Annotated in this window: 21 protein-coding genes and 2 pseudogenes; 7 read left to right on the top strand and 16 right to left on the bottom strand. The window is 58.1% G+C overall.

Annotated elements, in window-relative coordinates; translation table 11 throughout:
• Positions 1-23: 23 nt before the first annotated feature.
• Complete coding sequence (gene katB / locus V6F78_RS15770; protein ID WP_095007552.1) at positions 24-1,565, bottom strand: catalase KatB; 1,542 nt, start codon at positions 1,563-1,565, stop codon at positions 24-26.
• A 285-nt stretch (positions 1,566-1,850) separates the two neighbouring features.
• Between katB and mscL the strand changes: the two genes are divergently transcribed.
• A complete protein-coding gene (gene mscL, locus V6F78_RS15765) occupies positions 1,851-2,264 on the top strand; it encodes a large-conductance mechanosensitive channel protein MscL (protein ID WP_047273558.1) in 414 nt (137 codons plus the stop codon).
• Positions 2,265-2,332: 68 nt separating this feature from the next.
• On the opposite strand, the gene V6F78_RS15760 is transcribed toward mscL, so the two are convergent.
• Positions 2,333-3,109, bottom strand: a complete 777-nt coding sequence (locus tag V6F78_RS15760) for a ferredoxin--NADP reductase (protein WP_047295644.1) — start codon at positions 3,107-3,109, stop codon at positions 2,333-2,335.
• A 398-nt stretch (positions 3,110-3,507) separates the two neighbouring features.
• On the opposite strand from V6F78_RS15760, the gene V6F78_RS15755 reads away from it, so the two are divergent.
• Together V6F78_RS15755 and V6F78_RS15750 are read left to right on the top strand one after the other, a co-directional pair.
• A complete protein-coding gene (locus V6F78_RS15755; RefSeq protein WP_080963833.1) occupies positions 3,508-4,221 on the top strand; it encodes a helix-turn-helix transcriptional regulator in 714 nt (237 codons plus the stop codon).
• A 166-nt stretch (positions 4,222-4,387) separates the two neighbouring features.
• Positions 4,388-5,512 carry a methyltransferase gene (locus tag V6F78_RS15750; protein ID WP_047295645.1) on the top strand — a complete coding sequence of 375 codons (1,125 nt, stop codon included), beginning with the start codon at positions 4,388-4,390 and terminating at the stop codon, positions 5,510-5,512.
• Between the two features lie 106 nt (positions 5,513-5,618).
• On the opposite strand, the gene V6F78_RS15745 is transcribed toward V6F78_RS15750, so the two are convergent.
• Genes V6F78_RS15745 through V6F78_RS15735 form a run of 3 tightly spaced genes read right to left on the bottom strand, consistent with a single transcriptional unit; the run spans position 5,619 to position 8,295 of the window.
• The gene (locus V6F78_RS15745; protein WP_047273554.1) at positions 5,619-5,786 is read right to left on the bottom strand and encodes a DUF2474 domain-containing protein; all 168 of its coding nucleotides are present in this window, start codon (positions 5,784-5,786) and stop codon (positions 5,619-5,621) included.
• A gap of 58 nt (positions 5,787-5,844) precedes the next feature.
• Positions 5,845-6,852 (bottom strand): cytochrome d ubiquinol oxidase subunit II, encoded by a 1,008-nt coding sequence (cydB, locus tag V6F78_RS15740; protein ID WP_047295647.1) that lies wholly within the window; start codon positions 6,850-6,852, stop codon positions 5,845-5,847.
• Between the two features lie 3 nt (positions 6,853-6,855).
• Positions 6,856-8,295, bottom strand: a complete 1,440-nt coding sequence (locus V6F78_RS15735; RefSeq protein WP_047279073.1) for a cytochrome ubiquinol oxidase subunit I — start codon at positions 8,293-8,295, stop codon at positions 6,856-6,858.
• Positions 8,296-8,705: 410 nt separating this feature from the next.
• On the opposite strand from V6F78_RS15735, the gene V6F78_RS15730 reads away from it, so the two are divergent.
• Positions 8,706-9,932: an MFS transporter gene (locus tag V6F78_RS15730; protein WP_371264260.1), complete on the top strand. Its 1,227-nt coding sequence runs from the start codon at positions 8,706-8,708 to the stop codon at positions 9,930-9,932.
• A gap of 20 nt (positions 9,933-9,952) precedes the next feature.
• Here V6F78_RS15730 and V6F78_RS15725 read toward each other — a convergent pair whose 3' ends face one another.
• On the bottom strand, positions 9,953-10,390 hold the full coding sequence (locus V6F78_RS15725; RefSeq protein WP_047295651.1) for a DUF4879 domain-containing protein: 438 nt from the start codon (positions 10,388-10,390) through the stop codon (positions 9,953-9,955).
• Positions 10,391-10,601: 211 nt separating this feature from the next.
• Between V6F78_RS15725 and V6F78_RS15720 the strand changes: the two genes are divergently transcribed.
• Positions 10,602-11,897 carry an NCS2 family permease gene (locus V6F78_RS15720; RefSeq protein ID WP_047295653.1) on the top strand — a complete coding sequence of 432 codons (1,296 nt, stop codon included), beginning with the start codon at positions 10,602-10,604 and terminating at the stop codon, positions 11,895-11,897.
• Positions 11,894-12,982 (top strand): tRNA (uridine(54)-C5)-methyltransferase TrmA, encoded by a 1,089-nt coding sequence (trmA, locus tag V6F78_RS15715; protein ID WP_332727759.1) that lies wholly within the window; start codon positions 11,894-11,896, stop codon positions 12,980-12,982. Before V6F78_RS15720 ends, trmA begins: the two co-directional genes overlap by 4 nt.
• 95 nt (positions 12,983-13,077) lie before the next feature.
• On the opposite strand, the pseudogene V6F78_RS15710 reads toward trmA, so the two are convergent.
• The 7 genes and pseudogenes from V6F78_RS15710 to V6F78_RS15680 all read right to left on the bottom strand — a co-directional run bounded on the left by V6F78_RS15710 (position 13,078) and on the right by V6F78_RS15680 (position 22,898).
• A pseudogene (locus V6F78_RS15710) lies at positions 13,078-14,370 on the bottom strand (TolC family outer membrane protein).
• Between the two features lie 29 nt (positions 14,371-14,399).
• A pseudogene (locus V6F78_RS15705) lies at positions 14,400-15,728 on the bottom strand (HlyD family type I secretion periplasmic adaptor subunit).
• Positions 15,725-17,479, bottom strand: a complete 1,755-nt coding sequence (locus V6F78_RS15700; RefSeq protein ID WP_332727757.1) for a type I secretion system permease/ATPase — start codon at positions 17,477-17,479, stop codon at positions 15,725-15,727. The pseudogene V6F78_RS15705 and the gene V6F78_RS15700 overlap by 4 nt, the downstream one beginning before the upstream one ends.
• 110 nt (positions 17,480-17,589) lie before the next feature.
• A complete protein-coding gene (locus V6F78_RS15695; protein ID WP_094990490.1) occupies positions 17,590-18,219 on the bottom strand; it encodes a heme acquisition protein HasA in 630 nt (209 codons plus the stop codon).
• 106 nt (positions 18,220-18,325) lie between these two features.
• Positions 18,326-21,112: a TonB-dependent receptor gene (locus V6F78_RS15690; protein ID WP_094990491.1), complete on the bottom strand. Its 2,787-nt coding sequence runs from the start codon at positions 21,110-21,112 to the stop codon at positions 18,326-18,328.
• A gap of 176 nt (positions 21,113-21,288) precedes the next feature.
• Positions 21,289-22,305 carry a FecR family protein gene (locus V6F78_RS15685; protein WP_047295662.1) on the bottom strand — a complete coding sequence of 339 codons (1,017 nt, stop codon included), beginning with the start codon at positions 22,303-22,305 and terminating at the stop codon, positions 21,289-21,291.
• Positions 22,306-22,391: 86 nt separating this feature from the next.
• Positions 22,392-22,898, bottom strand: a complete 507-nt coding sequence (locus V6F78_RS15680) for an RNA polymerase sigma factor (protein ID WP_048376711.1) — start codon at positions 22,896-22,898, stop codon at positions 22,392-22,394.
• Between the two features lie 226 nt (positions 22,899-23,124).
• Here V6F78_RS15680 and ypfJ point away from each other — a divergent pair, with 226 nt between their 5' ends.
• On the top strand, positions 23,125-24,015 hold the full coding sequence (ypfJ, locus tag V6F78_RS15675; protein ID WP_047273541.1) for a KPN_02809 family neutral zinc metallopeptidase: 891 nt from the start codon (positions 23,125-23,127) through the stop codon (positions 24,013-24,015).
• A 55-nt stretch (positions 24,016-24,070) separates the two neighbouring features.
• Here the strand turns inward: ypfJ and V6F78_RS15670 are convergent, their stop codons facing one another.
• The 3 genes from V6F78_RS15670 to V6F78_RS15660 form a co-directional block, all read right to left on the bottom strand.
• On the bottom strand, positions 24,071-24,661 hold the full coding sequence (locus V6F78_RS15670) for an HAD family hydrolase (protein WP_047273540.1): 591 nt from the start codon (positions 24,659-24,661) through the stop codon (positions 24,071-24,073).
• On the bottom strand, positions 24,658-25,527 hold the full coding sequence (locus tag V6F78_RS15665) for an acyl-CoA thioesterase (protein ID WP_047295666.1): 870 nt from the start codon (positions 25,525-25,527) through the stop codon (positions 24,658-24,660). Before V6F78_RS15665 ends, V6F78_RS15670 begins: the two co-directional genes overlap by 4 nt.
• 106 nt (positions 25,528-25,633) lie before the next feature.
• A complete protein-coding gene (locus V6F78_RS15660) occupies positions 25,634-26,203 on the bottom strand; it encodes a GNAT family N-acetyltransferase (RefSeq protein WP_047273538.1) in 570 nt (189 codons plus the stop codon).
• Between the last annotated feature and the right edge of the window lie 28 nt (positions 26,204-26,231).

Below are 26,231 nucleotides of genomic sequence, written 5' to 3'. Positions count from 1 at the left end.
GCAGCGATTACAGGGGGGGCGTATTAGTCGACCAACTTGGCAGCCAGTGCCTTGACGCGGGTCAGGTCACCTTTTGCGACGTGGGTCACACCGGTTCCGTACTCAGGGTCCGCTTTATAGAGAAAGGACAGGATGATGTGTTTGCTTTCATCGTCCGTGGTCGCCAGCGAGCCGCCGAAACTGTCAATCAGGTCCTGACGTTCTTTCTTGCTGAATGACCGGTACAGATCGCCCGCCTGTTTGAAGTTCTGCTCACGCGCGATCTTCGCTTGCTGGGTCGCCCCCGACAGGGCCATCTCGCTGTAACGCGCGGTTTGCGGCTCTTGACGCGGTTCCAGGCGGCTCGGCTGGTAGTTCACACCCGTAGTGGTGTGACCGAGGTTCATCGCGCCATCCTGGTTGCCATTGTTGACGGCTACACGGGGAGCGTTGATGGGTAATTGCAGGGCGTTGGCCCCCAAACGGTACATTTGCGTGTCGGCGTAGGAGAAGACGCGGCCTTGCAGCAGACGGTCCTCCGACGGTTCGATACCCGGCACCAGGTTGGCAGGCGCCATGGCAACCTGTTCGGTTTCCTGGAACACGTTGGCCGGATTACGGTTCAGGACCATCTGACCCACTTTGCGCTCCGGCACATTCGGCCAGATCTTGGTGGCGTCCAGCGGGTCGAACTCGAAGGATTTCAGGTCTTCAGGCTTGAGCACCTGCACGTACAAGTCCCACTTGGGGAAGTCGCCGTTTTTGATGTGGGTGACCAGATCATTGCTCATGTGGCTGTAGTCTTTGCCCTGAACCTCAGTCACCTGTTTCGGATCAAGGTTTTTCTGCCCTTGCAGGCTTTTCCAGTGGAACTTCACATACCGCACGTCGCCCTTGGCATTCACCAGTTTGTAAGCGTGGACACCGTTACCGTCCATTTCACGGTAGCTGGCCGGCGTGCCTGAGTTGGAGTACAGCTCAGTCAGGGTACGGGTCGCTTCCGGTACATGGGAGAAGAAATCGAAACGACGGGAATCATCATCCAGGTTGGTGCGCGGGTCAGGCTTGAAGGCATGCACCATGTCCGGGAACTTGATCGCATCACGGATAAAGAACGTCGGGAAGTTGTTGCCGACCAAGTCCCAGTTACCGTCTGCGGTATAGAACTTGGTTGCAAAACCGCGTGGGTCGCGCAAGGTTTCGGGCGAGTGGTTGCCATGCACCACCGCCGAGAAACGGACAAACACCGGCGTGACTTCACCGCCAGCAAACACTTTGGCTTTGGTCAGATCGCTGAGGTCGTTGGTCACGGTGAACGTACCGTGAGCCCCCGCACCACGGGCGTGTACGACCCGCTCAGGGATGCGCTCACGATCAAAACGCTGCAGCTTTTGCAGCAGTTGGACATCTTGCAGCAGCACCGGGCCGTTGGCCCCGGCGGTTTGCGAGTTCTGGTTATCGCCCACGGCTGCACCGTTATCGCGAGTCAGGGTGGCGGCATGGACAGAAGCCGACAGTAGGCTGGCGCTCAACACACACAGTACGCGTCGCTGTGAAAACAGTCCGAAGCCAAGGGAGGTGGTCATGCGTAGATCCTCTAATCATTGGGGGCGCATCAACGTGCACTGAGCAAAGGCTAGAGGTCGGTGGGGCAAATTCTAAATAGAAAGGTCTCAAGCAACCCATTAAGAAAAAAGTCTGGAGTTGAACCTCTGAGTCGCGTATTTGGCGGGCGCTGACGAGTAGTTGAAAACTAATGACGTACTGACCGGTCGATAACAAACGCGTAGCGGCAAACAGCCAATCGGGCAAGATCCCCAAGGCTGATTTACACTGCGTTAACCAATCTCATCTGTAACAAGGAATAACCTATGGGCGTGATAAGTGAGTTCAAGGCCTTCGCGGTCAAAGGGAACGTGGTCGATATGGCCGTCGGTATTATCATCGGCGCGGCATTTGGCAAAATCGTTTCATCCTTCGTCGGCGATGTGATCATGCCGCCTTTGGGTTTGTTGATCGGTGGCGTGGATTTCAGTGACCTGGCCATTACGCTCAAAGCCGCTGTGGGCGATGCCCCGGCAGTTGTGCTTGCCTACGGTAAATTCATCCAGAGCGTGATCGATTTCATCATTGTGGCGTTTGCCATCTTCATGGGCGTCAAGGCGATCAATCGCCTCAAGCGTGAAGAGGCCGTCGCGCCAAGCGCCCCCCCGGTGCCAACCAAAGAAGAAGAGTTGCTGGGCGAAATTCGCGACTTGCTCAAGGTACAAAACAATCGGCCTTAACCCGACGCTCACATAAAAACGGCGCCATCAGGCGCCGTTTTTATGTGAGCGTCACTGAGGGGGCAGCCTTACCAATAGTTCTCGACCGCTATCTGCCCCGGCTTGCGCGTCAAACTTAGCCGCATGGCTTTGTTTTTTAATAGCGCGCGAACATCCTCAATCATTTGAGGATTGCCGCATATCATCACCCGTGAATGCTCAGCCGTTAACGCTACACCCGCAGCACGCTCTAACTCGCCACTTTCAATAAGCGATGTCATTCGCTGATTCAATGCACCCGCGACTTTTTCACGTGTCACAACAGGCACATAGATAAATTTGTGCGCATATTCAGCCAAATACTCTCGCTGCATTAGCTGATGAATCAACGGCTGATAAGCCAGTTCTTTTTCTTCGCGCGCACTGTAAACAAGAATGACGCGCTCAAACTTCTCCCACACTTCAAAGTCCTGAAGAATCGATAAAAATGGCGCCACCCCCGTGCCGGTTGCCAATAGCCATAAGTCGCGGCCATCCACAAACCGATTCAAGGTCAAGTACCCAAACGCCTGCCGATCAACCAGCAACGTATCACCCACTTGCAGACGGCTCAGCTCGCTGGTGAATTCCCCCCCCGGTACGACAATGGAGAAAAACTCGAGGAAGTCATCATGGGGCGACGACACCATCGAGTACGCGCGCCAGACCGTACTGCCGTCGGCTTTGGTCACGCCCAGCCGGGCAAACTGGCCTGCCGTGAAACGAAAGCCCTTGTCCCGCGTGGTACGCAGGGTGAAAAGGCTCGGGGTCATAGGACGAACATCAAGCAGGGTCTGACGGGTGAATTTTTCTGCGCTGGCAGTCATGGTGCACTCCATTGGCTAGTGCCCTAGTGTCGCGCAAACGCCCCATGAGGAACACCGACGGTTTGTGATGACATTGTTTTGCTATCACTGCGATTGTTTCACATAAACATTTTAAACATGGCGTGATACACGTAACGGTCATGTTAGTGAAGCAATAGCGTATGACACGGTGAGCACTTATTAATGACGTCAAAAAATTAACAAAAAAATCAAAACTTTAAATATCGAGCATCACCCACACAAGATATCGAATATCGATTTTCGTGCTTTTACACTAATTTTCATTCACTCAACTTATGTTAATACAAGACAAACCGCTTTGAACTTTCCTACAAACCTCAACTACTATGAAGACGTTATGTAAATTGGATCATATTTTAGGGGCAAGGGATCTCCTCATGAAAACTCAACAAATAATCTATGAAAATCAGTGTGCTACAAACCAAACTGAAAGTCAGCTGACCGAATACACACTCAAAAAAATAGAAGCCTATGGTTTTGAATATTTTCTGTTCCGATTAATTCCTCGCTTCGGAAACATCCTAACGCATAGCAAATTATTAACAAACTATCCAAAAGGATTTATAGAGCATTACGAAAAAAATCACTATGTACAAACTAACCCCATTGTCATCCATTGCCAGCTGTCCATCTCACCCATCATCTGGGACCAAACCGTATTTAGTGAAACTCCCGAGATATGGGAAGGTACGCAAGCGCACGGGTTGAACCATGGGTGGTCTCAATCGGTACATGACACCAAAGGCGTTGTGAGCATTTTGAGCCTGGCCAGATCTAACGGCCCGCTCACGGAACGCGAATTTTCCGAGAAGGCCGCAAATGTCCTATGGCTGTGCAATCAACTGCACACGTCCATGACTTCGCGGTACTTTCCGCGGCATGTTGAGTCCGCCCCGACCACGCGGCTTTCGGCCCGTGAGGCGGAAGTACTGAAGTGGACGGCGGAAGGGAAAACCGCGTTTGACATAAGCATGATCCTGAGCCTGACCACGCGCACCGTGAACTTTCATATCAGCAGTGCCATCCGCAAGATGGGAGCGAACAATAAAACGTCAGCCGTGGTCATCGCGACCAAATCAGGTTTGTTGTAGCCAAACGCCTCAGTCGTTCATAGCGATCCCTTCACCTGATAAACGCATCAGGTAATCCCCTGCAAAAAAAAGTAAAATCGCGCACACCTGTAAACCCCACGGACGCCAGTGTTGATTCTTGCCCTCAAGGCACAGACCCGCTGTCGATTCCCCAGAGTTTGTTCAAATGCCTGTGCTCGACACCCCGTTCGCTCAACTCCACTTGATCCGCCAGCCTGAACAACAGAATGAGCCGCTTCAGGCCTTCGATGCTGCGGACGAATATTTACTCAATCACCTGGCTGAACAGAATCTGCCCAAAGGCAGTCGTGTCCTGGTGCTCAATGACAGTTTTGGTGCGCTGGCTATCAGCCTGGTCGACTCAATGCACGTCACCAGCAGCAGTGACTCGTTCCTGGCCATTCAGGCACTGGAAAAAAACCTCACCCGTAACCAGTTTGCATTCGATGCAGTGACCGTCATCACGGCGAGCCAGCCACTGATCGGGCCGTTCGATTGTGTATTGGTCAAAGTGCCAAAAACCCTGGCATTGCTTGAAGAGCAACTGATCCGTTTGCAAGGCCAACTGGCGCCGGGCGCCCAGGTGATTGCGGGCGCCATGATCAAACACTTGCCCCGCGCGGCCGGTGATCTGTTGGAGCGCTACATCGGCCCGGTACAGGCCTCGCTGGCCGTGAAAAAAGCACGACTGCTGAGCGCAACGGTGGAAGACAAAGGCCCTTTCACCTCACCTTATCCGACCCGCTACCGGCTGGATGAGCCCGCCATCGAGTTAATCAACCACGCCAACGTCTTCTGCCGCGAGGGCCTGGATATCGGCACGCGGGCGTTTCTGCCGCACCTGCCCAAAAATCTGGGGGCGGCGCGGGTGGCGGATCTTGGGTGTGGCAATGGCGTTCTGGCGATTGCCAGTGCGCTGAGTAACCCGGATGCGCATTACACCTTGGTCGATGAATCGTTTATGGCGGTGCAGTCGGCACATGAGAACTGGCAGGCGGCGTTGGGTGATCGCGAGGTTGTCGTGCGGGCTGATGACGGACTGGCTGGCCAGGCGCCACAATCACTGGACGTGGTGCTGTGTAATCCGCCGTTCCATCAACAGCAGGTCGTGGGCGACTTTCTGGCATGGCGCATGTTCAATCAGGCCCGCGATGCACTGGTGGTGGGGGGGGCGCTGTACATCGTCGGCAATCGCCATTTGGGCTACCACAGCAAATTGGCGAAACTGTTTCGGGGTGTCGAACAAGTGGCCGCGACGCCCAAGTTCGTCATTCTCAAAGCGCGCAAGTAAAGCCTCCGGCGATCACGGACTGCGGCTATGGCAAGGCGTGTGCACAGATAAAAAAAACCGCCGAGGCGGTTTTTTTATCTGTACTGCAAGGCAACGGGATGAGAAGTCAGTGGCTTTTCATCCCGGCCGCCGACATAAACAGGCGTACCAGCATGGCAAACACCGCCAGGCTCGCCACACTGGCGGTCCAGATCACCAGCAACCAGCCAATGCGTTGCCACAGCGGCTTCTTCTCGCACTCTTGCACGTCGTTCAGATAATCTTTTCCAGCCATGTTCAGCACTCCTCTGCAGGCAATGGCTGCGACCCGCAGGCCGCAGCGGCCCATGCGACTAGTGGTAACCGTCTTCGTGGGTCACCTTGCCGCGGAACACGTAGTAGCTCCAGTAGGTGTAACCCAGAATAAACGGAATGATGAACAGGGTTCCGACCAGCATAAAACCCTGACTTTGCGGCGGCGCCGCTGCATCCCAGATCGATATCGCAGGCGGGACGATGTTTGGCCACAGGCTGATACCCAGCCCGCTGTAACCCAGGAAAATCAGCACCAGGGTCAACAGGAACGGGGTGTAGTGGGCATTACGGGCGATCGCTTTGAGCAATGCGTACAGGGTCACCAGTACCAGAATCGGTACGGGCAGGAACCAGAACAAATTAGGCAACGTGAACCAGCGCGCCGCGATGTCGGAATGCGCCAGCGGTGTCCACAGGCTCACCACGCCCATCAGGACCAATACCGCCAATGCCAGAGGGCGACCCAGCTTGTGCATGCGCTCTTGCAGGTGGCCTTCGGTTTTCATGATCAGCCAGGTGCAACCGAGCAAGGCATACGCCACGATCAGTGCAATCCCGCAGAACACGGTGAACGGCGAGAGCCAGTCCAGTCCGCCGCCAGCGTACTGACGATTGACCACCGGGATGCCATCAATGAACGCACCCAGCGCGACACCTTGGAAGAACGTCGCCGCAATCGAGCCTCCGATGAACGCCTTGTCCCAAATGTGGCGCTTCTCGGCGCGGGCCTTAAAGCGGAACTCGAAGGCCACGCCGCGAAAGATCAGGCCGATGAGCATGAATATGAGTGGCAGGTACAGCGCCGACAACACCACCGAGTACGCCAGCGGGAAGGCGCCATACAACGCGGCCCCGCCCAGTACCAGCCAGGTTTCGTTACCGTCCCATACGGGCGCGACCGTGTTCATCATCACATCGCGGTCTTTCTCGCCCTTGATGAACGGGAAGAGGATGCCGATCCCGAGGTCGAAGCCATCCATGACCACATACATCATGATCCCGAAGATGATGATGATTGCCCAGATAAGTGGCAGATCAATACCCATGACTCAATTCCCCTTGTTCAGGCTGTCGCTGTGACCTTCTTCTGTGCCTTCATGGGCAGCAGACAAAGGACGGGCAGGCGTGCGTTGCTGACCTGGACCACCGGACGGGTGTTCGTCGCCTTCGTGAGTCACCGGGCCTTTGCGCACCAGACGCATCATGTAACCCAGCCCTACCCCGAACAGTGAGAAGTAGACCAGCACGAACATGATCAGGGTGATGCTCATCTGCGTGACACTGTGATTGGACGACGCATCGGCGGTGCGCATCAGCCCGTAAACCACCCACGGCTGACGACCCACTTCCGTGGTGAACCAGCCTGCCAGGATCGCGATCAGACCGGACGGCCCCATCCACAACACCAGACGCAGGAACCAGCGGTTTTCGTACAGCGTGCCGCGCTTACGCAACCAGACACTCCACAGACCGATGAAGATCATGATCATCCCCAACGCAACCATGATGCGGAAGGTGAAGAACACAATGGTCGAGTTCGGACGGTCAGCGGCCGGGTAATCCTTCATGGCCGGGATCTGTTTATCCAGGCTGTGCGTGAGGATCAGGCTGCCCAGGTACGGCACTTCGATCTTGTAGTCGGTGGTTTCAGTTTTCATGTTCGGGATGCCGAACAGAATCAGCGGAGTTGGCTCACCGGGTTTGTTTTCCCAGTGACCTTCAATCGCCGCGATCTTCACGGGTTGATACTCCAGGGTATTCAAACCATGTGCATCCCCGATCAGGGCTTGAACCGGTGCAACCACCAGCGCCATCCACATGGCCATGGAAAACATCCGGCGAATGGCCGGTGTATTACGGCCGCGCAACAGGTGCCAGGCCGCTGAGGCCCCGACAAAGAACGCCGTCGCCACAAAGGCTGCGGTGGCCATGTGTGCCAGACGGTACGGGAACGACGGGTTGAAAATGACCGCCAGCCAGTCAACCGGGATCACGCGGCCGTCGATGATTTCGTAACCCTGCGGCGTTTGCATCCAGCTGTTGGAGGCCAGAATCCAGAAGGTCGAAACCAGTGTCCCGAGGGCCACCATCGCGGTCGAGAAGAAGTGCATGCCGCGACCCACGCGGTTCCAGCCAAAGAGCATGACGCCCAGAAAGCCCGCTTCAAGGAAGAAGGCCGTGAGCACTTCGTACGTCAGCAGCGGCCCGGTGACAGACCCCGCAAAGTCGGAAAACTGCGACCAGTTCGTGCCGAACTGATACGCCATGACCAGACCGGAAACCACGCCCATACCAAAGTTGACAGCGAAAATCTTCGACCAAAAGTGATACAGATCGCGGTACGTGTCGTCACGGGTTTTCAGCCACATGCCTTCGAGCACCATCAGATAACTGGCGAGACCGATGGTAATGGCGGGGAAAATAATGTGAAACGATACGGTAAACGCAAACTGAATTCGGGCGAGATCTAAAGCCTCCAAACCGAACATAAGCTTTCCTCTATCAGGTATCAGGTCGTTCAGAACACAGGCACGGCGCCCGTATCCAACTGTCCCGCAGGCCTGGGCCAGTGCGAATCGGTGTTCGCTCTTTCAACCAAGGCACGAAGGGGATCTGGCCGGCTGGCCATTCCAGATAAAACGCGAGGTGTTTTGATCTGGATCAAGCATTGCTGAAAGAGTAGTCCATTCTGGTCGAGCGGCTAATGTGGTTTGTTGTCGCGTGACATGATGTCCCAGGCCCCGGAATAGACCGTTGCAAGAAGTGCAGGTAATCGCTGGAACACGGTTTATGAGCGCCCCTTGGTCAGCTTTTCCGCGCACTACTTCGCGTCATCACTTGTTACAGATTAATGATAATCTCGCGCTCTCCCCTGCCCGCACCAACGGCCCTCTTCTTGATGACTACCCCGCCTTTATTGCTGCGCCATCACCGACCGTTTGTCGCCTTTTGGTTTGCCCGCATCTTTACCGCCAGTGCGTTTCAAATGCTGACCGTGGCCATCGGCTGGAACCTCTATCAATTGACGGGCAACGTCATGGACCTGGGCTGGGTCGGGCTTATCGAATTTGCCCCACGCGTGATATTCATGCTGCACACCGGGCACGTGGCCGATCGCTATGACCGCCGCAAAGTGGCGGCGCTGTGCCAAACCGTACAGGCCATGATTGCACTGACACTGGCCATCAGCAGCGCAAGCGATCACGTGACGCGGGAGATGATCTTCCTGCTGGCGTTTCTATTGGGCAGCGCGCGCTCTTTCGAAATGCCCAGCACGCAAGCCCTGTTGCCTTCGATCGTACCGGTCAGTCTGTTCCCCCGCGCCGTGGCCGCTGCCCAAGCGGCGCAGCAATCGGCCACCATTATTGCCCCGGCATTTGGCGGTTTGCTCTACGCCTTTGGCAGTGTCTGGGTGTATGGCCCCTCCGTTGCGCTGTACCTGATTGCCGCGCTGTTGATGAGCAACCTGCCTGCACGGCAAGCGGCACTGAACAAAGGCAAGGCCACGCTGGACTCGCTATTGGGCGGCATTCGCTTCATCCGCCGTCACCCGGACGTGCTGGGCGCGATCTCACTGGATTTATGTGCCGTGCTACTGGGCGGGGCAACGGCGCTCTTGCCGGTATTTGCCAAAGACATCCTGCTCACCGGCCCGTGGGGTCTGGGCATGTTGCGCTCGGCACCGGCAGTGGGTGCGCTGCTGATGTCATTGTGGCTGGCCCGGTTCCCGGTAGAACGCAAGGTCGGCCGCATCATGTTTACGGCCGTGGGCGTGTTCGGTGTCGCCACCATTGCGTTCGGGCTGTCGACATCCTTCTGGTTTTCAATGGCAGTCCTGGTCGTGCTCGGCGCGGCGGACATGATCAGCATGGTGATTCGCGCGTCGTTCGTGCAACTGCAAACCCCGGATGAAATGCGCGGCCGCGTCAGCGCGGTCAATGGCCTGTTCATCGGTGCATCTAACCAGTTGGGGGAGTTCGAATCGGGCGCGACAGCTCATTGGCTGGGCACCGTGCCCGCAGTGGTCATGGGCGGCGTCGGAACGCTGATCGTCACCGGGCTGTGGATAAAATTGTTCCCGGGTCTGGCCAGACGCGACCGGATGCTGGAAGAAAAAGCCGCGTAGTCGCGGCGTTTGGGGAACACCTACTTTATATAGAGGCGCGCACTGAGCCGGTTATGCGGCGGCACCAGCGAGGTGTTAGCGAACTCGAACCAGCCGCCATCGGTGTTACTCAAGGTGAACGTATACAGGTAGCCCACCGTGGTTCCTGCACCGTTGCAGGTCACGAGCCCCTCGCCCTGGTTACACACCGGAGTGCGCGTGCCATCGACCTCATGGCCATTGAACGTTACCCACGGCTGATGACCGCCATAGCCCCGCTCCAGCACATGCACGCGGATGTTGGCGCCATGGTGCGTGCGTTGGGTGGTGTCCGTGCTGCGCACTTCCTCTGTCGCGCCCGATTTAGACACCACCTGCAAAATCTCGACCGCACTCAGGGGCAGCGCTGGCGCCGCCTGGAGACCTGCACTGAGGAACAGGCTCAAACAAGCCAAAACAGAGTTGATGGTGCGCGTCATAAGTCCCCCGAAAAACTGGCACACAGTATGCCTGTCCCCCAGTCGTTACAAAACATCGCCGCTCACCCAAACCAAAGCAGCCATCCGCTGAAGCTGCTGGTATGATGCGCGGCTTTTTCCGACAGACAGAAAATCTTCAGGCGCTACAAGTCTGTGCTTTGCTGTTGAAAACGATTTAATAACGGCGCCTGGGGGCGCCACGGGGACTGGCATGCTGGAAAGGCTGTTTCAACTCAAGGCACACAACACCAACGTGCGGACCGAGATTCTTGCGGGTATCACCACGTTTCTGGCCATGGCCTACATCCTGTTCGTAAACCCGAGCATCCTCGGTGAGACCGGCATGGATAAAGGCGCCGTGTTTGTCGCGACCTGTCTGGCGGCAGCCATCGGTTCGGCCATCATGGGCATCATCGCCAACTACCCGATCGCACTGGCGCCGGGCATGGGGCTGAACGCCTTCTTCACCTACACCGTGGTCCTGCACATGGGGCACACCTGGCAGGTCGCGCTGGGTGCCGTCTTCATTTCTGCCGTGCTGTTCTTCCTGTTGTCGATCTTTCGCATCCGCGAATGGATCATCAACAGCATTCCGCTGCCCCTGCGCTCGGCAATTGCTGCCGGCATCGGCCTGTTTCTGGCGCTGATCGCGCTGGGTAACGCGGGCATCGTAGTGGCCAACCAGGCCACGCTGGTCGGCATGGGCGATCTGACGCAACCCAAAGTCGTCCTGGCCTCCCTGGGCTTTGCCGTGATCGTGGCACTCGAAGCCCTGAAGGTCCGTGGCGCCGTGCTGATCGGGATTCTGGGCGTGACCGTCGCGTCCATCCTGATGGGCGTGACCGAGTTCGGTGGCGTGATGTCGATGCCGCCTTCGCTGGCCCCGACCTTCCTGCAACTGGACATCAAAGGCGCACTGGACATCGGGCTGATCAGCGTGATTTTTGCCTTCCTGTTCGTCGACCTCTTTGACAACTCGGGCACCCTGATCGGCGTTGCCAAACGCGCCGGTCTGATGGGCAAAGATGGCCACATGCCAAAAATGGGCCGTGCCCTGATTGCTGACAGCACCGCGGCCATGGCCGGTTCGTTGCTGGGTACTTCGACCACCACCAGCTACATCGAATCGGCAGCGGGCGTGAGCGCCGGTGGCCGTACCGGCCTGACCGCCATCGTGGTCGGCATCATGTTCCTGCTGGCGCTGTTCTTCTCGCCCCTGGCGGCCAGCGTACCGGCCTTCGCCACCGCGCCAGCCCTGATGTTCGTGGCGGTACTGATGATGAGTGGCCTGGCCGAAATCGAATGGGACGACGTGACCGTTGCCGCACCGGTGGTCATCACCGCGCTGGCGATGCCGTTCACGTACTCCATCGCCAACGGCATTGCCTTCGGCTTCATTTCCTGGACCGTGATCAAGTTGCTGTCGGGCCGCGCACGCGAACTGAATGCACCGTTGATCATTCTGTCGGTCCTGTTCGTGGTCAAGTTGGGTTGGTTTTACGCATGAGTGCCTTGCCGTTTGATTCTGCAACCTATGCCGTCGAACTGGAGGCCAAGGCCAATCGTCTGCGTGAGTTACTCGCGCCGTTCGACGCGCCACAGCCTCAGGTCTTCGACTCGCCGATGGAACACTTCCGCCTGCGCGCCGAATTCCGCCTGTGGCGCGAAGCGGGCGAACGTCACTACGCGATGTTTTCCCCGCAAGACAAGCGCACGCCGATCCTGATCGACACCTTCCCGATTGCCAGCCTGCGCATCAATCAATTGATGCCGCAGCTCAAGGCCGCCTGGAAAGCCAGCGCCGCGTTGAGCCACAAACTGTTTCAAGTCGAGTTCCAGACCACGTTAGCTGGCGATGCGATGGTTACCTTGTGCTACCACCGTCCGCTGGACGAGCACTGGCAGAACGCCGCCGAACAGTTGGCCAAAGACCTCGACATCAGCGTGATTGGCCGCTCCAAAGGCAAACGTGTGGTGATCGGTTGCGATCATGTGGTGGAGAAACTCGACGTGGCAGGCCGCACGTTCAGTTATCAACAGCCCGAAGGCGCGTTCACCCAGCCCAACGGCACCGTCAACCAGAAGATGCTCAACTGGGCTTACGAAGCGCTGGGCGAGCGTTCGGACGACTTGCTGGAACTGTATTGCGGCAATGGCAACTTCACCCTGCCGTTGGCGACCCGCGTGCGCAAAGTCCTGGCCACTGAAATCAGCAAGACCTCGGTGTATGCAGCGCTCAACAACCTGCGCGACAACGCTGTGGATAACGTCACGCTGGTCAGGTTGTCGGCTGAAGAATTGACCGAGGCGCTGAACGAAGTGCGTCCGTTCCGCCGCTTGCAGGGCATTGACCTGAAAAGCTACGACTTCGGCAGCGTATTCGTTGACCCGCCGCGTGCCGGCATGGACCCGGACACCTGCGAACTGACCCGCCGCTTCGATAACATTCTGTACATCTCGTGCAACCCGCTGACCCTGGCCGAGAACATCGCCCAACTCCACGACACCCACCGCATCGAGCGTTGCGCGGTGTTTGACCAGTTCCCGTGGACCCACCACATGGAATCGGGTGTGCTACTGGTTCGCCGGTAACCCCCAAAAACCACAGCCCTGCGCGCCTCGTGAGTGACTACATTGCAACCTGTAGTCACCGACGAGGCGCGAGGCAGCGTCAAGGGTTGGCGTTTTCAGGGTTGAAAATACCCGGCCATCTGCTGCAAATCCCCTTCATTCAATAGTCCGGCGTAATACTTGAGCTGCACCCGCGCCAGCAAATAAGCGTAACGCGCCTGCGCCAAATCCCGCTTCGCACTGAACAACTGCTGCTCTGCGTCCAATACGTCCAGATTGACCCGCTCCCCGCCCCGTACGCTTTTTTGCGTCGCTTGCACCAGGGCACTGGCGGAGTCCACTGCCATTTCATATGCCCGCACCTTGGCCGCCGCGCTGTGGTTAAGGTTGAACTGTTTGCGCAGGTCAACCAACGTGGCCGCGGTCTGTGCGTCCAGTTCGTACTGCGCCTGAGACAATTGCCGCGCCGCCTGACGCGTGGAAGCCGACACCGAGCCCCCTGCAAACAACGGCACACGCAGCTGAATGCCTACGCTGTTGGTGTCGTATTTCTGGTTATAGGTGCTTTCTGAATCGGAGCTGGACTGCCGACTGCTGGCATACAGGCTGAGCGTGGGCAGGTGACCGGCCCGCTTGCGCTCCACTTCGTACTCGGCCGATGTCAGGGCATGATGTTGCGACGCCAGTTCAGGGTTATTGGCCAAGGCCAGTTCGCGCCAGTTTTCAAAACGTTGAGGCTCCAGTGGCGGGACAGTGAAAGGCGCCACCAGCGGGTCGAGGTCTTCAACCTGCAACGGTTTACCCAACATCGCTTCCAATTCACGCAACGCGGCGTCCTGATCGTCCTGCGCTTCGATTTCTTGCGCCACGGCCATGCTCAGGCGCGCGCGGGTTTCCAGCACATCGGTGCGCGTCCCTTCGCCGCCTTTGAGCAAACGCTGGTTCAGTTGCAGGCGCTCGGCATAGGCGCGCTTTTGCGCACGGCTCAACTCAATGTGCTCGCGGGCCAGCAGCGCCTGGCTGTAGGCACTTAGCACGCGAACCAACAGGTGTTGGCTTTTGCTGCGAAAGCGCTCATCCGCGAACAACGCTTGCGCCGCACCTTGTCGGAATCGGGCATAGGCTTCGTAGTCCAGCAACGGCTGCTGCAAGGTCAGGGTCGACGCATAACTGCGGTAGTCACGGTCAGTGCGCGTGTCGGCTTGGGTGACCTGCGAAGCATTACGCGAGTTGTTGTAGTTCCACGACAACGTCGGCAATAACGCGGAGCGACCCAGGGCGCGGTTTTCCTACCCCGCTGCCCGTTCTTCAATCGCCGCCTGAAACGTCGGATCGTTACGCACGGCCAAGTCATACGCCTGGAGCAACCCCAACGCCTGCGCCGAGGGCATCGAACAGCCGCAGGCCATGACCACCGCGCAAAAAAGTCGGCGCACGCTCATTCCTCCACCAGCGCCATGTGGGTGCGGTCGAGCAAGGGCTTGAACACGTAGTTGAGCAGCGAACGCTCGCCCGTGCGCACGAACGCTTCCACCGGCATGCCCGGACGGATCTGCAAACCGGCCAGTTGCTTGAGCCCGGCTTCGCTGACTTGGGCACGAAGTGTGTAATACGGTTCGTCAGTACGTTGATCCACCTGCCGATCCGCCGACACCAGCGTCACCTCACCCGCCACCCGGGGCGTGGTGCTCTGGCTGAAAGCCGAGAACATCAGTTCAACCGGCAACCCTGCATGCACCTTGTCAGCCAGTTCGACGGGCACGCGCGCCTCCACCAGCAAGGGCTCGCCTTGCGGGACGATTTCCATCAACGCCTGACCGGGCTTGATAACGCCACCTTCGGTGAACACGTCCAGCCCCACCACAATGCCCGACGCAGGCGCACGCAGCTGACTGTTGGCCAGTTCGAACTCTGCCGAGGCCAGCCGGTGACGCAGGTCTTCTGTACGCACACGGGTCTCGGCCAATTGCGTGCGGACTTCCTTTTGATACTCCTCGGCCAACTGACGCACTTTCAGACGCATCTCTTGCACTTGTCGCTGTAACTGCCCGCTGCGCCCGTAGTCTTCGCTGATCGACCCCAGCACTTGGGCATACACGCGCTCACTGTCCAGCAGCCGGTTGCGTGGGATGTATCCGTCGCGGGCCAGTTCACGCAGGCCTTCCAGCTGTTCAGTCAGGGCCGTGCGTTGCAGGATTTTATTGGCCTGGGAATCACGCACCCCGCGCAGTTGCGCCTCGGCGCCTGCAATGCTTTCACCGATGCCCTGCTGATCCAGCAGCAATGCCTGACGTCGGCTATGGAATAACTGCGCTTGCAACGCCAGATTGGGCGCCACCTCGGGCTCATCCTGGTGGGCCAGCAGTTCGGGCGGAAAGCTCACGTGTGTGGCGCCATCGGCCTCGGCATTGAGCCGTGCTTCGCTGGCCAGCGACGCATAAAACTGGCTGCGCAACGACTGCGCCTGCCCCCGCAAAGGCGTCTCCTTGAGGCGAATCAGCACCTGCCCGGCCGTCACGCTGTCACCTTCGCGCACATCAATGCGCGCCACGATTCCGCCGCTGGGGTGTTGCACCACTTTGCGGTGCCCCTAGACCATGACGTTGCCTGACACGGCTACGCCTTTATCGAGAGGCGCCAGCGCGGCCCAACCGAGAAAACCGAGAAAACCGCCAAGCATCAACAGCCACCCCAACCGCGCGTAGCGGCGGTCATCCAGTTGCAGGACGTTACGGTCGTCCAGCGCTTTAACGTTCGTAAGACTCATGCCTTGCCCGCCTCTACCACACCGAGGCGGTAGCTCACGTTCATGGCCGGTTTCGCAGCGCGCGCTTGCCCTGGAGCCGGTGCCGCCAGCACGCTGGCGGTCGGTCCGAACGCTTGCAGTTGCCCGTCACGCAAGATCAGCAGTTGATCGGTGAGGGTCAGCACATTGGGCTTGTGGGTAATCAAGATCAGCGTTCGCTTCAGGGTTTTCAGCCGGGTAATCGCCTGCAACAACGCCTGCTCTCCCGCGTCGTCCAGATTGGAATTGGGCTCGTCGAGGACGATCACGGCGGGCAAGCCGTACACGGCACGCGCCAGCCCGATGCGTTGCTTTTGCCCACCGGACAACCCGGCGCCGCTGTCGCCCAGCACGGTGTCGTACCCCTGTGGCAATTGCAGGATCAGTTCATGGACGCCCGCCATTTGCGCAGCGGCCAGCACCTTGTCGGCATTGACCTCTGCAAAGCGTGCGATGTTGTGCGCGATGGTCCCTGCAAACAGTTGAATGTCCTGAGGCAAATAGCCCAGATGCGGGCCGAGTTGGTGTTTGTCCCACTGCGACAAGTCCGCGCCGTCCAGCCGGACCTTGCCCGTGACGGGCTGCCAGACCCCCACCAGCAATCGTGCCAGGGTGGACTTGCCGCAGCCTGAAGGGCCGATGACGCCCAGCACTTGACCGGCGGGCAACGCGAAACTCAGGTTGGCCAACGTGGCGCGCCGGGTGCCCGGTGCGCAGGCGCCCAGTTGCTCGACGGACAATTCACCTGTGGGCGTAGGCAATGCCATCCGACGCGGGCGCGGCGGATAGGCCTGCAACAACGCCTCCAGACGTTGATACGCCAAACGGGCGGACGACCACTGTTTCCAGACGCCAATCAACTGATCAATCGGGCTGAGCACGCGCCCCATCAGGATCGACCCTGCAATCATCATCCCCGCCGTCATCTGCCCCTGCACGGCCAACCATGCCCCGAGCCCCAGCACCAGCGATTGCAGGGCCAGGCGCACACCTTTGGACCAGGCGCTGACGGTGGCGGTTTTTTCACTGGCCAGGTTTTGTTGCGTCAAAAACGCGATGTGCTGTGCCAGCCAACGCTCGCGCAGGGTGTCGAGCATGCCCATGGCCTCGATCGTTTCGCTGTTGCGCAGGTGAGCGCTGGCCTGCTGCGTGGCCTCCACCGACCATTCGCTTGCGGCTTTTAGAGGGCCGTGCGAAACCCGCTGGTTGATCCATGCCAATAGCATCAGCACCACGGCCCCGCCCAAGGCCAAGAGCCCCAGCCACGGGCTGAACATGAAGATGACAAACAGATACACGGGGAACCACGGCGCATCGAAAAACGCGAACAGCGCATTGCCGGTCGCAAACTGACGCAAGCGTGTGAGGTCACTCAGCGCCTGCCCGGCGGCGGGGCTGCCGGTGCGTAATTGCGCTTCAAATGCCGCGTCATACACCCGCTGATTCAGGCGCATGTCCATTTGCGTGCCGAGGCGGATGACCACCTGGCTGCGCACCCACTCCAACGCGCCCATCAGGGCGAACAGCCCGAGGATCATCAGCGTCAGCATTAACAGGGTCATGAGATTGCCCGATGCCAGCACCCGGTCGTACACCTGCAACATATACAGCGCGGGGGCCAGCATCAGTAAATTGATGACGGCCGAGAACAGGCCGATGTTGAAAAAAGCACGCTTGTAGGCCGTCAAGGCAGCCAGCATCTCGTTGGCGACGTGGGCATTGTGCCGGGTCATGAAGCGATTCCGTGAGCGATGAACCAACAAAACCGCGCACGCTGGGGGGGCATGCGCGGCACAACGGCGTCCTGTCAGCCGTCAACCGTGGCTACAGGACAAGACGGGGTTTACGCCGCCAATGCCCAGTCCTGAGCCACGTCTTGCACACCCACCAGATCGATATCGGCGGCCAGCGGTGCGTCGGCGTGTGCCAGACCGGCGGCGGCCAGGTCGTCGAAGGTGGAATCGGTGGACAGGCCGAACCCGCTCAGCAGGTTGTTGAGTGCCCCTTCCAGGCCCGAGACGTCGCCTTTCATCAGGCCATAGATCACGTCCTGAACAGCGTTGCCTGCCCGGCCGGCGTCACTGGCCGCGGAGAGGTCGAGGCCGTTGAAGGAAACGGTGTAGTCGTTCAACGCAAATTCGTTGCCCGCACCGCCGGTGAGCACTTCGCCCAACTTCACGTTATCCAGTTGCCCCCACAGGAAGTGGTTCATGTTGTCGCCCGCCGGTACGCCGGGGTTATAGACATAGTTCAACCCCTGGGTGGCATTACTTTCAGCAATAAAAGCGTAATCCGACTGATGACTGCCGTGAGTGGCGTATTGCTCACCACTCAGTTCACGGGCCCCGCCATTAAAACCACCGGTATTACTCACACCATGACCGGCCGTCTTAAAGCCTTGAGCCCAATCTGTCAGTACGTCATGAATCGAATCAGCGCCTACTGCCGAGTTGTAATTAATTGAAAGCGTCATAACTTAATATCGTCCATAGAAGGTTTAAGGAAGGTGTGCGCACGATGACGCACCTTTACTCAACGCGTGAGCAAACCGGTTCTATAACACAGCGCTTGCCTGTTATTTAAAAGGTGTATTCGAGCATGCCGCTTAATGTTCGGCCACGCGCCATGCTCAAATTGTTGGTATCGCCCATGGCCACAAAATAAGCTTCATCAGTCGCATTCTCCAATGACAACGTAATGTTCAACTTATCCGTTGGCCAGTAACTCGCATAGAGGTCATAGACGCTGTACTTGGGCCATGCGGCCTGTTCAAGCCCGCTGTAATTCCAGTCGTTAAGGTTTTCACCATTGCCCGGGCTGTAACGTAAACGCACTCCGGTATCCAGACGTCGCTCAAGAAACCGCGCACCGACTGTAAGCGAGCCCCTGTCAGCAGGCATATAGGCGGCGTTGCCCATGGTCGGACCACAATTAATTTTATTGCTGGCGAGCGGGTTATCAAGCCACTCATATTCACGTTTTGTGGTGTAGCCAATTTTTCCATCAGGGCGTGTGTACGGTTCGCGCCAACTGCTAATTTGTTTGCCTCTTATCTTCGCGCCGCCCATGTAATAGTCACTGGCACAGAATTCGTTCTTGCCAATCATATGCGTGTAATTCAAATGGGTGTACACACGCCCCATGTCATAGTTCAACTGATATTCCACACCCCGAAAACGCGTATCCGCACTGTTATTCACATACGCCGAGCGCCCCAAACTGCCGCCGCTGGACGTTTCAGGCAGCGCAACACCATAGTGCATGAAAGAAAAGTTTTTGATGGTGTTATCAAAGTAAGCCACTTTTATGCCGAGGCGATCATTATTAAAAAACAATGATTCTTTAAATACATTGAAGCCAAATTCCCAGTCCCGGGACTCTTCCGCTTTCAGGAAAGGATTGGGGAATACCCGCTCAGGTGCGCTGCCGCCATGAGGGCGACCGGTCATATAGACCTCGGTCACTGCTGGCGGGCGCCAGCCTTTGCCCCAACGCGCATAGAGCTGAAGCCAATCGATGCCCGGCTTTACACCAATGCCGAACGTCGGTGAAAACCTGCCCTCCTCACGCTCGGTGTCATAGACATAGTCAATGCGCTTGGCCGTGCCCCCTACAACGGTAGGCACGCCATTAACGACCCGATGAACAGGCAACTCCCACACACTCATGCCTGTTTTGCCATCCAGTCGATAGCGGTCATAACGCAACCCGGCATCCAGTGTCAGCCAGTCACTGTATTGATAATCCAGGCGACTGAACAAACTGGCCATTGTGCGCTTGCCCTCAGGGTCGGCACCTTCAACCCAGGCCAGGTCTTGTTCATTCTGCGAAGGCACCAGATTGTTTTTGGACTTGAGAATGTCCTGGTAGCCCTCAAAGCCATAGTTCCACCTCAACACCCCTAAATTGTTGAAGTCAAAGAGCGATGTGTTTTCGGCCTGAAAGCCCCATGTACTGGTGCGAAACTGATCTTCATAAGCACCAAAGGCATTGCCGCTACTGGCGGAGGCATTGTGGGGCGCGTTGCGGCGGTCAAGCTGCGTATTGACGTAATAGAACTTGCTCTTGAAGTCGATCAGCTCGTTATCGGGGTTGTAGCTGTAATCCAATGCCAGGTTGCCGGTATTGATATTGCTCTTGCTACTGCGCACATAGTCGTAGCCATCGTGCTGGGCATTGATGTAGGTCCAGGCGTCATTACTGTCGCTGTCTGTTTCCAGATACGTGAACTGTGCGCGCTGATCGTTTGGCAGGTTCAGGCCAAACTTGATCATTTGTGAGCGGGTCACACTGCCCGTGTCACCGACCTCACTGTTCAACCAGCTCTTCCAGGCTTGGGGGTAGACGTTTTTGTTACGAATCTGCGTGCCCAAGTTATCAGCGTTTTGCCGCCCGGTTCGGTAATCGCCAAAATGACGTTCGCTGTAAGCAAAAAGTGCATCCCCCATTTCATTGCCAAAAGCAAAGACGCCGCTGCCGTTGAAGTAGGTGCCATTAGCCAGCTCACCGATGCCGCTGCCCGCTCGAATCCGTCCTCCGAACTCTTTGCCATCTTTGAGGTAGTCACTGGCTTCAAGCGTCTTGAAGGTCGCAATCCCGCCGATAACGGCCGCGCCTCCCATTGCCGACTGGGTGCCTTTATCGATTTGCACACCGGACAGCATTTCGGGATCGACCAGCATGACGCCATTGCGCTGTTGATGACCGTTAACGTTGAAGTTCTGGCGCATGCCGTCGATGTTCATGTTCACGCGGCCATAGTCCTGAACGCCACGAATATTGACGGATAAACCTGGATCCCGCTGATTGACGGCCGTGTACACACCCGTGGTTTCTTCCAGCATGTCTGCAGCGTGGCGCGGGGCACGTTTGTCTATTTGGTCGCGGGTAATCACGGCCACGGAAGAGGGCGTCTGATACACCCAGTCAGCGCTATTGCCTTCTGCCTCACTGGCAGAAATAGAGGTGGTGCCCAGGGCCAGCGCGCCGGTGGGGTTGCCGTCCACCCGGGTCAGGGTGACTTGGCGCTCGCCCGTGAAGCGGTATTCAATCGGGTTGCTACCTACCAGTCGCGCCAGGCCTTCCTGTACCCCGAAGTCGCCTTTGAGTGCCGGGGCATGCAGACCTTGCAGCAGGTGGCTGTCGAACAGCACTTGCAGACCGGCCTGCTCGGCAAATTGCAGAACCGCTTTGTCCAGCGGCTGGGCCGGAATATGAAACGCAATGAACGTTTGCTGCACTGCGCTCTCGGCTTTTTCAGCCGCCTGAGCAGGCACCTGCGCTGCCAACAACGCGAACACACCGACATGAACGGCAAAGGCTAACCGGCTGGCGGCCCCTACCCCTTTGCGCTGATTGAACACCATTCTTGTTATCCCCAAACGTGCACGATTTGCATTGCGAATGAATCTCAATAGCAAGACGTGCGAACAGGGAAAACTCAGTAAGGCTTTTTGCGATTAATGTTCAAAAAGGTAAAACGGGGCTGCGATTCGCTGATGGCTCGTAGCCCCGTGTTGACGGTCAATGGCAGCATCACCGGTCAATAAATCAGGCTGACACCGGCCATTTCGACGCGCTTGATGTGCAGTTCGCGGGAGAGGGTGTGCAGCGCCCCGTCGAGCATTTCAAGGCGGAAAACACCGCTGACCTGCCGACTGGCCAATGCCGGGTTGGCCAGTACGACCTGGCCGGGGCGATAGCGGTTGAGCTGCTCAATCACTTGGTCCAGCGGCTGGCGGTCAAACACCAGCACGCCCCGGCGCCAAGCGGTGGCTGAACTCAGGTCAAAGCCCGGCAACAACTGCACGCCGCGCTGTGGGGTATAGCGCGCACTTTGGCCTTCTTTGAGCACCTGTTGCGCGGCGCCCCCGTTGGGTGGCGATTGCACGCTGACCGCCACGCTGTGTTGCAAAACGCCGACCCAGGCCTGATCCGCGCCTTGGCGCCCGACAACAAACTGGGTGCCCAAGGCCTGGGTCTGCCCCCCGGCACTTTGCACCACGAACGGTCGGGTTTCGGCCTCGCCCATGGGCGCAACGTCAAACACGGCGGAACCGGCCAGCAAGCTGATGCGCCGCTCGTGGGTGTCGTAATCAATGCGAATGGCACTCGACGCATCCAGCTCCACCGAGCTGCCGTCATCCAGTTGCACAGTGCGCAACTCGCCCGTGCCGGTTCGATAGTCAGCCTGCATCTGCACCAGCAGGTTCGGCCCGCCGACCCACGCCACTGCCAGCACCATGCAAACGGCCGCCGCACGCCCTGCCCAGCGCAACGGCCGACGGCGTCGAGTGACGGGCGCAGGCCGGGCACACGGCGACTCGGGCCTTAAACGGTGAGCCTCGGGCTTGAGTGCGTGCGGTTCCAGCGCCAACTCCCCCAGCGCCGCCCATGTCTGCTGCGCAAACTGCAGCGCAGGCCGATGACGCTCATCACACGCCAACCACTGGGCCAAGTGCGCCTGCACCTCGTCACTCAACGGGCCCGCGTGCAGACGCACCGCCCATTCGGCGGCCGCCTGCGTAATGATCTGCTGCTCGGGGCCTTGGCTATTCACGTATGAATCTCAAATTCTCATTAGGTATAGGCAGTGACGTCTTGCGTGAAGGTTCTCAGTAAGCCATCTGTCGATAGGTAGGAAAATTACTGCTCCGGAGTCTGCAGACGCTGCATGACATAAGCCAAGGCTTTGGACAGATGCTTTTGCACTGAGCTATCAGAGATTTCAAGATGACGCGCCACTTCAGCGTGGGTCATGCCTTCGATCCGGTTGAGTCGAAATATTTCCTGAGTTCGCTCGGGCAGTTCGCAAAGCGCCTGTTTCAAGGCTTTGCGCTGTTGCTCGGCCATTGCCTGGGCCTCCAGCCCTGCCATTTCATCCTCGATTTCAGCCAGGGCTTCATGGCTTACCGAGTCGGTTTTTCGACGGGTTTCCTGACGGATGTGGTCCACCAGCAGGTTGCGCGCCGTGCGGTAAAGATAACCGGGAGAGTTGTCGATTTTCGCTTTTCGTCCATGCTCAACCATACGCAGGAAGCTTTCCTGCACCAGATCGGCAGCGAGCTGTGGGTCACGTACCTTGCGCGCCAAGTACCCGCGCAGGGTGTTGGCATGCTTGAGGAACAAGCCCTTGAGATCCATATCCGACAAACCGACTCCCTGGAGCATGAAGGAAAGGGGGCGTCATCTTACTTTTTGTCGAGAATGATTTTCAATTGATATTAAGTCTCACTGCCGTAGACCTGAACTTATCACTGCGACGTCATCGCACTAAGTGCCACACTTCGCGGTCACTGCAAGAGCGTCTGACGACCGGGCTGGCGCAGCACCCCGTCAGCAACAACACTTATGAACAAGATTGATAGAGGACACCTCCATGCTGTGGAAAAAAGGCCGGCGTAGCGACAACGTTGAAGACGTGCGCGATCAAAGCACCGGAAGCGGCGGGATGCGTATTGGGGGCGGTAAAGGCCTGAGCCTGATGGCCGTGGTGGTCATTGTCGGTTTCGGCCTGCTGACCGGGCAGGACCCGATGCAAATTCTTGGGCAATTGAGCGGCCAGTTAACCGAGCAATCATCGCCGCAGGTCTCGCAACAAACCGGTCATGCTCCGCCGGCCAACGATCAACAAGCCGAGTTCGTGCGTGCCGTGCTGGGCGATACCGAAGACACCTGGCGTCAGGTCTTTCAGCAGTCCGGTCGCACCTATAAAGACCCGACATTGGTGCTGTTCAGTGGCCAGATCAACTCGGCGTGTGGCTTCGCCTCTTCTGCCAGCGGCCCTTTTTACTGCCCGGCCGACCAGAAAGTGTACCTGGACATGAGCTTTTTCCAGGAGATGGCTCAGCGCTTTCAGGCCGCAGGGGATTTTGCCCAGGCGTATGTGATTGCCCATGAAGTCGGTCATCACGTGCAAACGTTGTTGGGTGTGTCGTCAAAAATGCAAATGGCCCGCCAGCAAGGCAAACCCATGAAAGGCGATGGCGGTTTGCTGGTCCGTCAGGAATTACAAGCGGACTGTCTGGCAGGCGTGTGGGCCAGCGTTGCGCAAAAACGCTTGAACTGGCTGGAGCCGGGAGACATTGAGGAAGCGCTCAACGCGGCAAACGCCATTGGTGATGACCGCTTGCAGCAACAAGGCCAGGGTCGCGTGGTGCCGGACTCCTTTACCCACGGCACTTCGGCGCAACGGGTGAAGTGGTTCAAGACCGGCTTTGCACAGGGCGACATCAATCAGTGCGACACCTTCTCCGCTGCCCGCCTGTAACTGCCGGGGCGCGGGATGCCAGGGCTGATCGCCCTGGCATGAGGTTGACCGCGAATCAGGCCACGAGGCGCCGCAATTCAAAACAATCCCTGGCATGCCAGTCGGCCAGACCAGGCCACGGGTTTTCAGGGACATTGACCAGCACCGTCTTGCTGCCCGCAGCACGCCCGCATTCAAGGTCAAAGCGGAAATCCCCCACCATCACCATTTGCGCAGGCTCAACGCCCCACGCCTTGGCCAGTTTCAACAGGCCATCCGGGTCGGGCTTGTGGGCCGCGTTATCACGTCCCAACACATCGTCGGGAGCAAAACACTGATCCAGACCAATGGCCTTCAGGGTGATTTGCGCCAGCTCCTGAGCGTTTCGGGTCAGAATCCCCAAGCGCACGCCCCGCTCAGCCAGGTCAAGAATCAACTCGACCGCACCGGGTGCCGGGGTGGAAGCCAGCGCCAGCTCGCGCTCATGCTCCAGCAGCCAGGCATGCTTGGCGGCCGACTCGGCGGCCGGCAAACCAGCGAGGTGGGTGAGGATGTCTTCATCGTCCGGGATGGACAGTTCACGATGAATCAGCTTGAAGTCATGCACCGCCACAGTCAGCGTGCCGTCCATGTCGAACACCCAATGCTTTACGTCTTTTAGCGTCATGCCCAGTCCTTGCGATGGCGAATTAAACCTTCCTGAGTGACCGACGCCACCAACTGCCCGGCGCGGTTATACACACTGCCACGAGAGAACCCGCGAGAATTGCCAGCCCACGGGCTGTCCATGGCGTACAGCAACCAGTCGTCAGCGCGCAGATCCGCGTGGAACCACAGGGCGTGGTCGAGACTGGCCACTTGCATATCTTTTTGCCAGACGCCTTTGCCGTGAGGTAGCAGCGAAGTCGTGAGCAAGCCGAAGTCCGAAGCATAGGCCAGCAGGTACTTGTGCAGCGCGGGCGTGTCGGCCAGCGCGCCGTCTGCGCGAAACCAGACGTATTTGATCGGGTCGCAGACCTTGGGGTTGAACGGGTCTTCCCCCACTACCGGCCGAAACTCGATGGGCTTGGCACACAGCAGTTTTTCGCGCATGGCCTCGGGAATCAGGTGCGCGCGCTGACGGATGAGGTCCAGCTCGGAAGGCAGATTTTCCGGGCCGACCACATCGGGCATCGGGATCTGGTGCTCAAACCCGCCTTCGTCGTATTGAAACGATGCGCTACAGGTAAAAATCGGTTGGCCCTTCTGGATCGCGGTCACCCGACGGGTGCTGAAACTGCCGCCATCACGCACGCGGTCGACTTGATACACCACGGCCAGCCCGGCATCGCCGGGCCGCAGAAAGTAACCATGCATCGAATGCACATGCCGGGCGTCTTCAACCGTCTGGCTCATGGCGGACAGCGATTGACCGAGCACCTGACCGCCGAACAACTGGCGAAAGCCCAAGTCCTGACTGCGGCCGCGAAAGAGGTTCTCTTCGATCGGTTCCAGGGTCAGCAAATTGACCAGATCATCCAACACTTGGCTCATTCAGTTTTTCCTCACACAGAGCAATACCGGCGCAATCTTCGCTGCGACGGCCACACAAAATTCGGCACTCGCCGCTTAACCTACAACTTGAACGTCATTTGCCTGCTTATCCGTGCAGCGTTTCCAACCATTGCGCCCGACTGATCCGATACAGGACGTGGGGGCGCAAGGGATGGCCCTCGGGGATCTTCGGGTGTTCAAAATCACCCGCCAGATCACGCTGCATGCCGATGGCCTGCATCACTTTCTGCGAGGGCAGATTGGCCTCGGTGGTAAAGGACACCACTTGATCCAGCGCCAGCCGGTCAAAGGCGCAGCGCAACACTGCCCACGCAGCTTCACTGGCGTAACCCAACCCCCAATGCTCGGGCGCCAGGCGCCAGCCAATCTCGACAGCAGGGGTGAACGGTGCGTCGAATCCGACATTCAATAAACCGGTAAAACCAATAAACGCACCGCTGTCCTTACGCTCCAGAGCCCACAGTCCGTAGCCATATTCAGCGAAGTGGCCGCGAACACGGCCGATCAGCGCGGCGCTTTCGAGGCGGCTCAACAGTCCCGGAAAATAGCGCATGACCCGCGGGTCGGCGCACATGGCCGCAAACGCTGCCAAATCCGTGTCTCGCCACGGGCGCAGGCGAAGACGGGCACTTTCGAGTTCCTGAATTTGCTCCATCAAACCCCTCCGATTTATTACCGGGCTT

This window comes from Pseudomonas sp. ESBL9, assembly GCF_036668715.1.
Taxonomy (GTDB): Bacteria; Pseudomonadota; Gammaproteobacteria; order Pseudomonadales; family Pseudomonadaceae; genus Aquipseudomonas; species Aquipseudomonas lundensis.
Note: the sequence above shows the minus strand (reverse complement) of the source record. Positions and strands in the feature narration are given on the sequence as shown.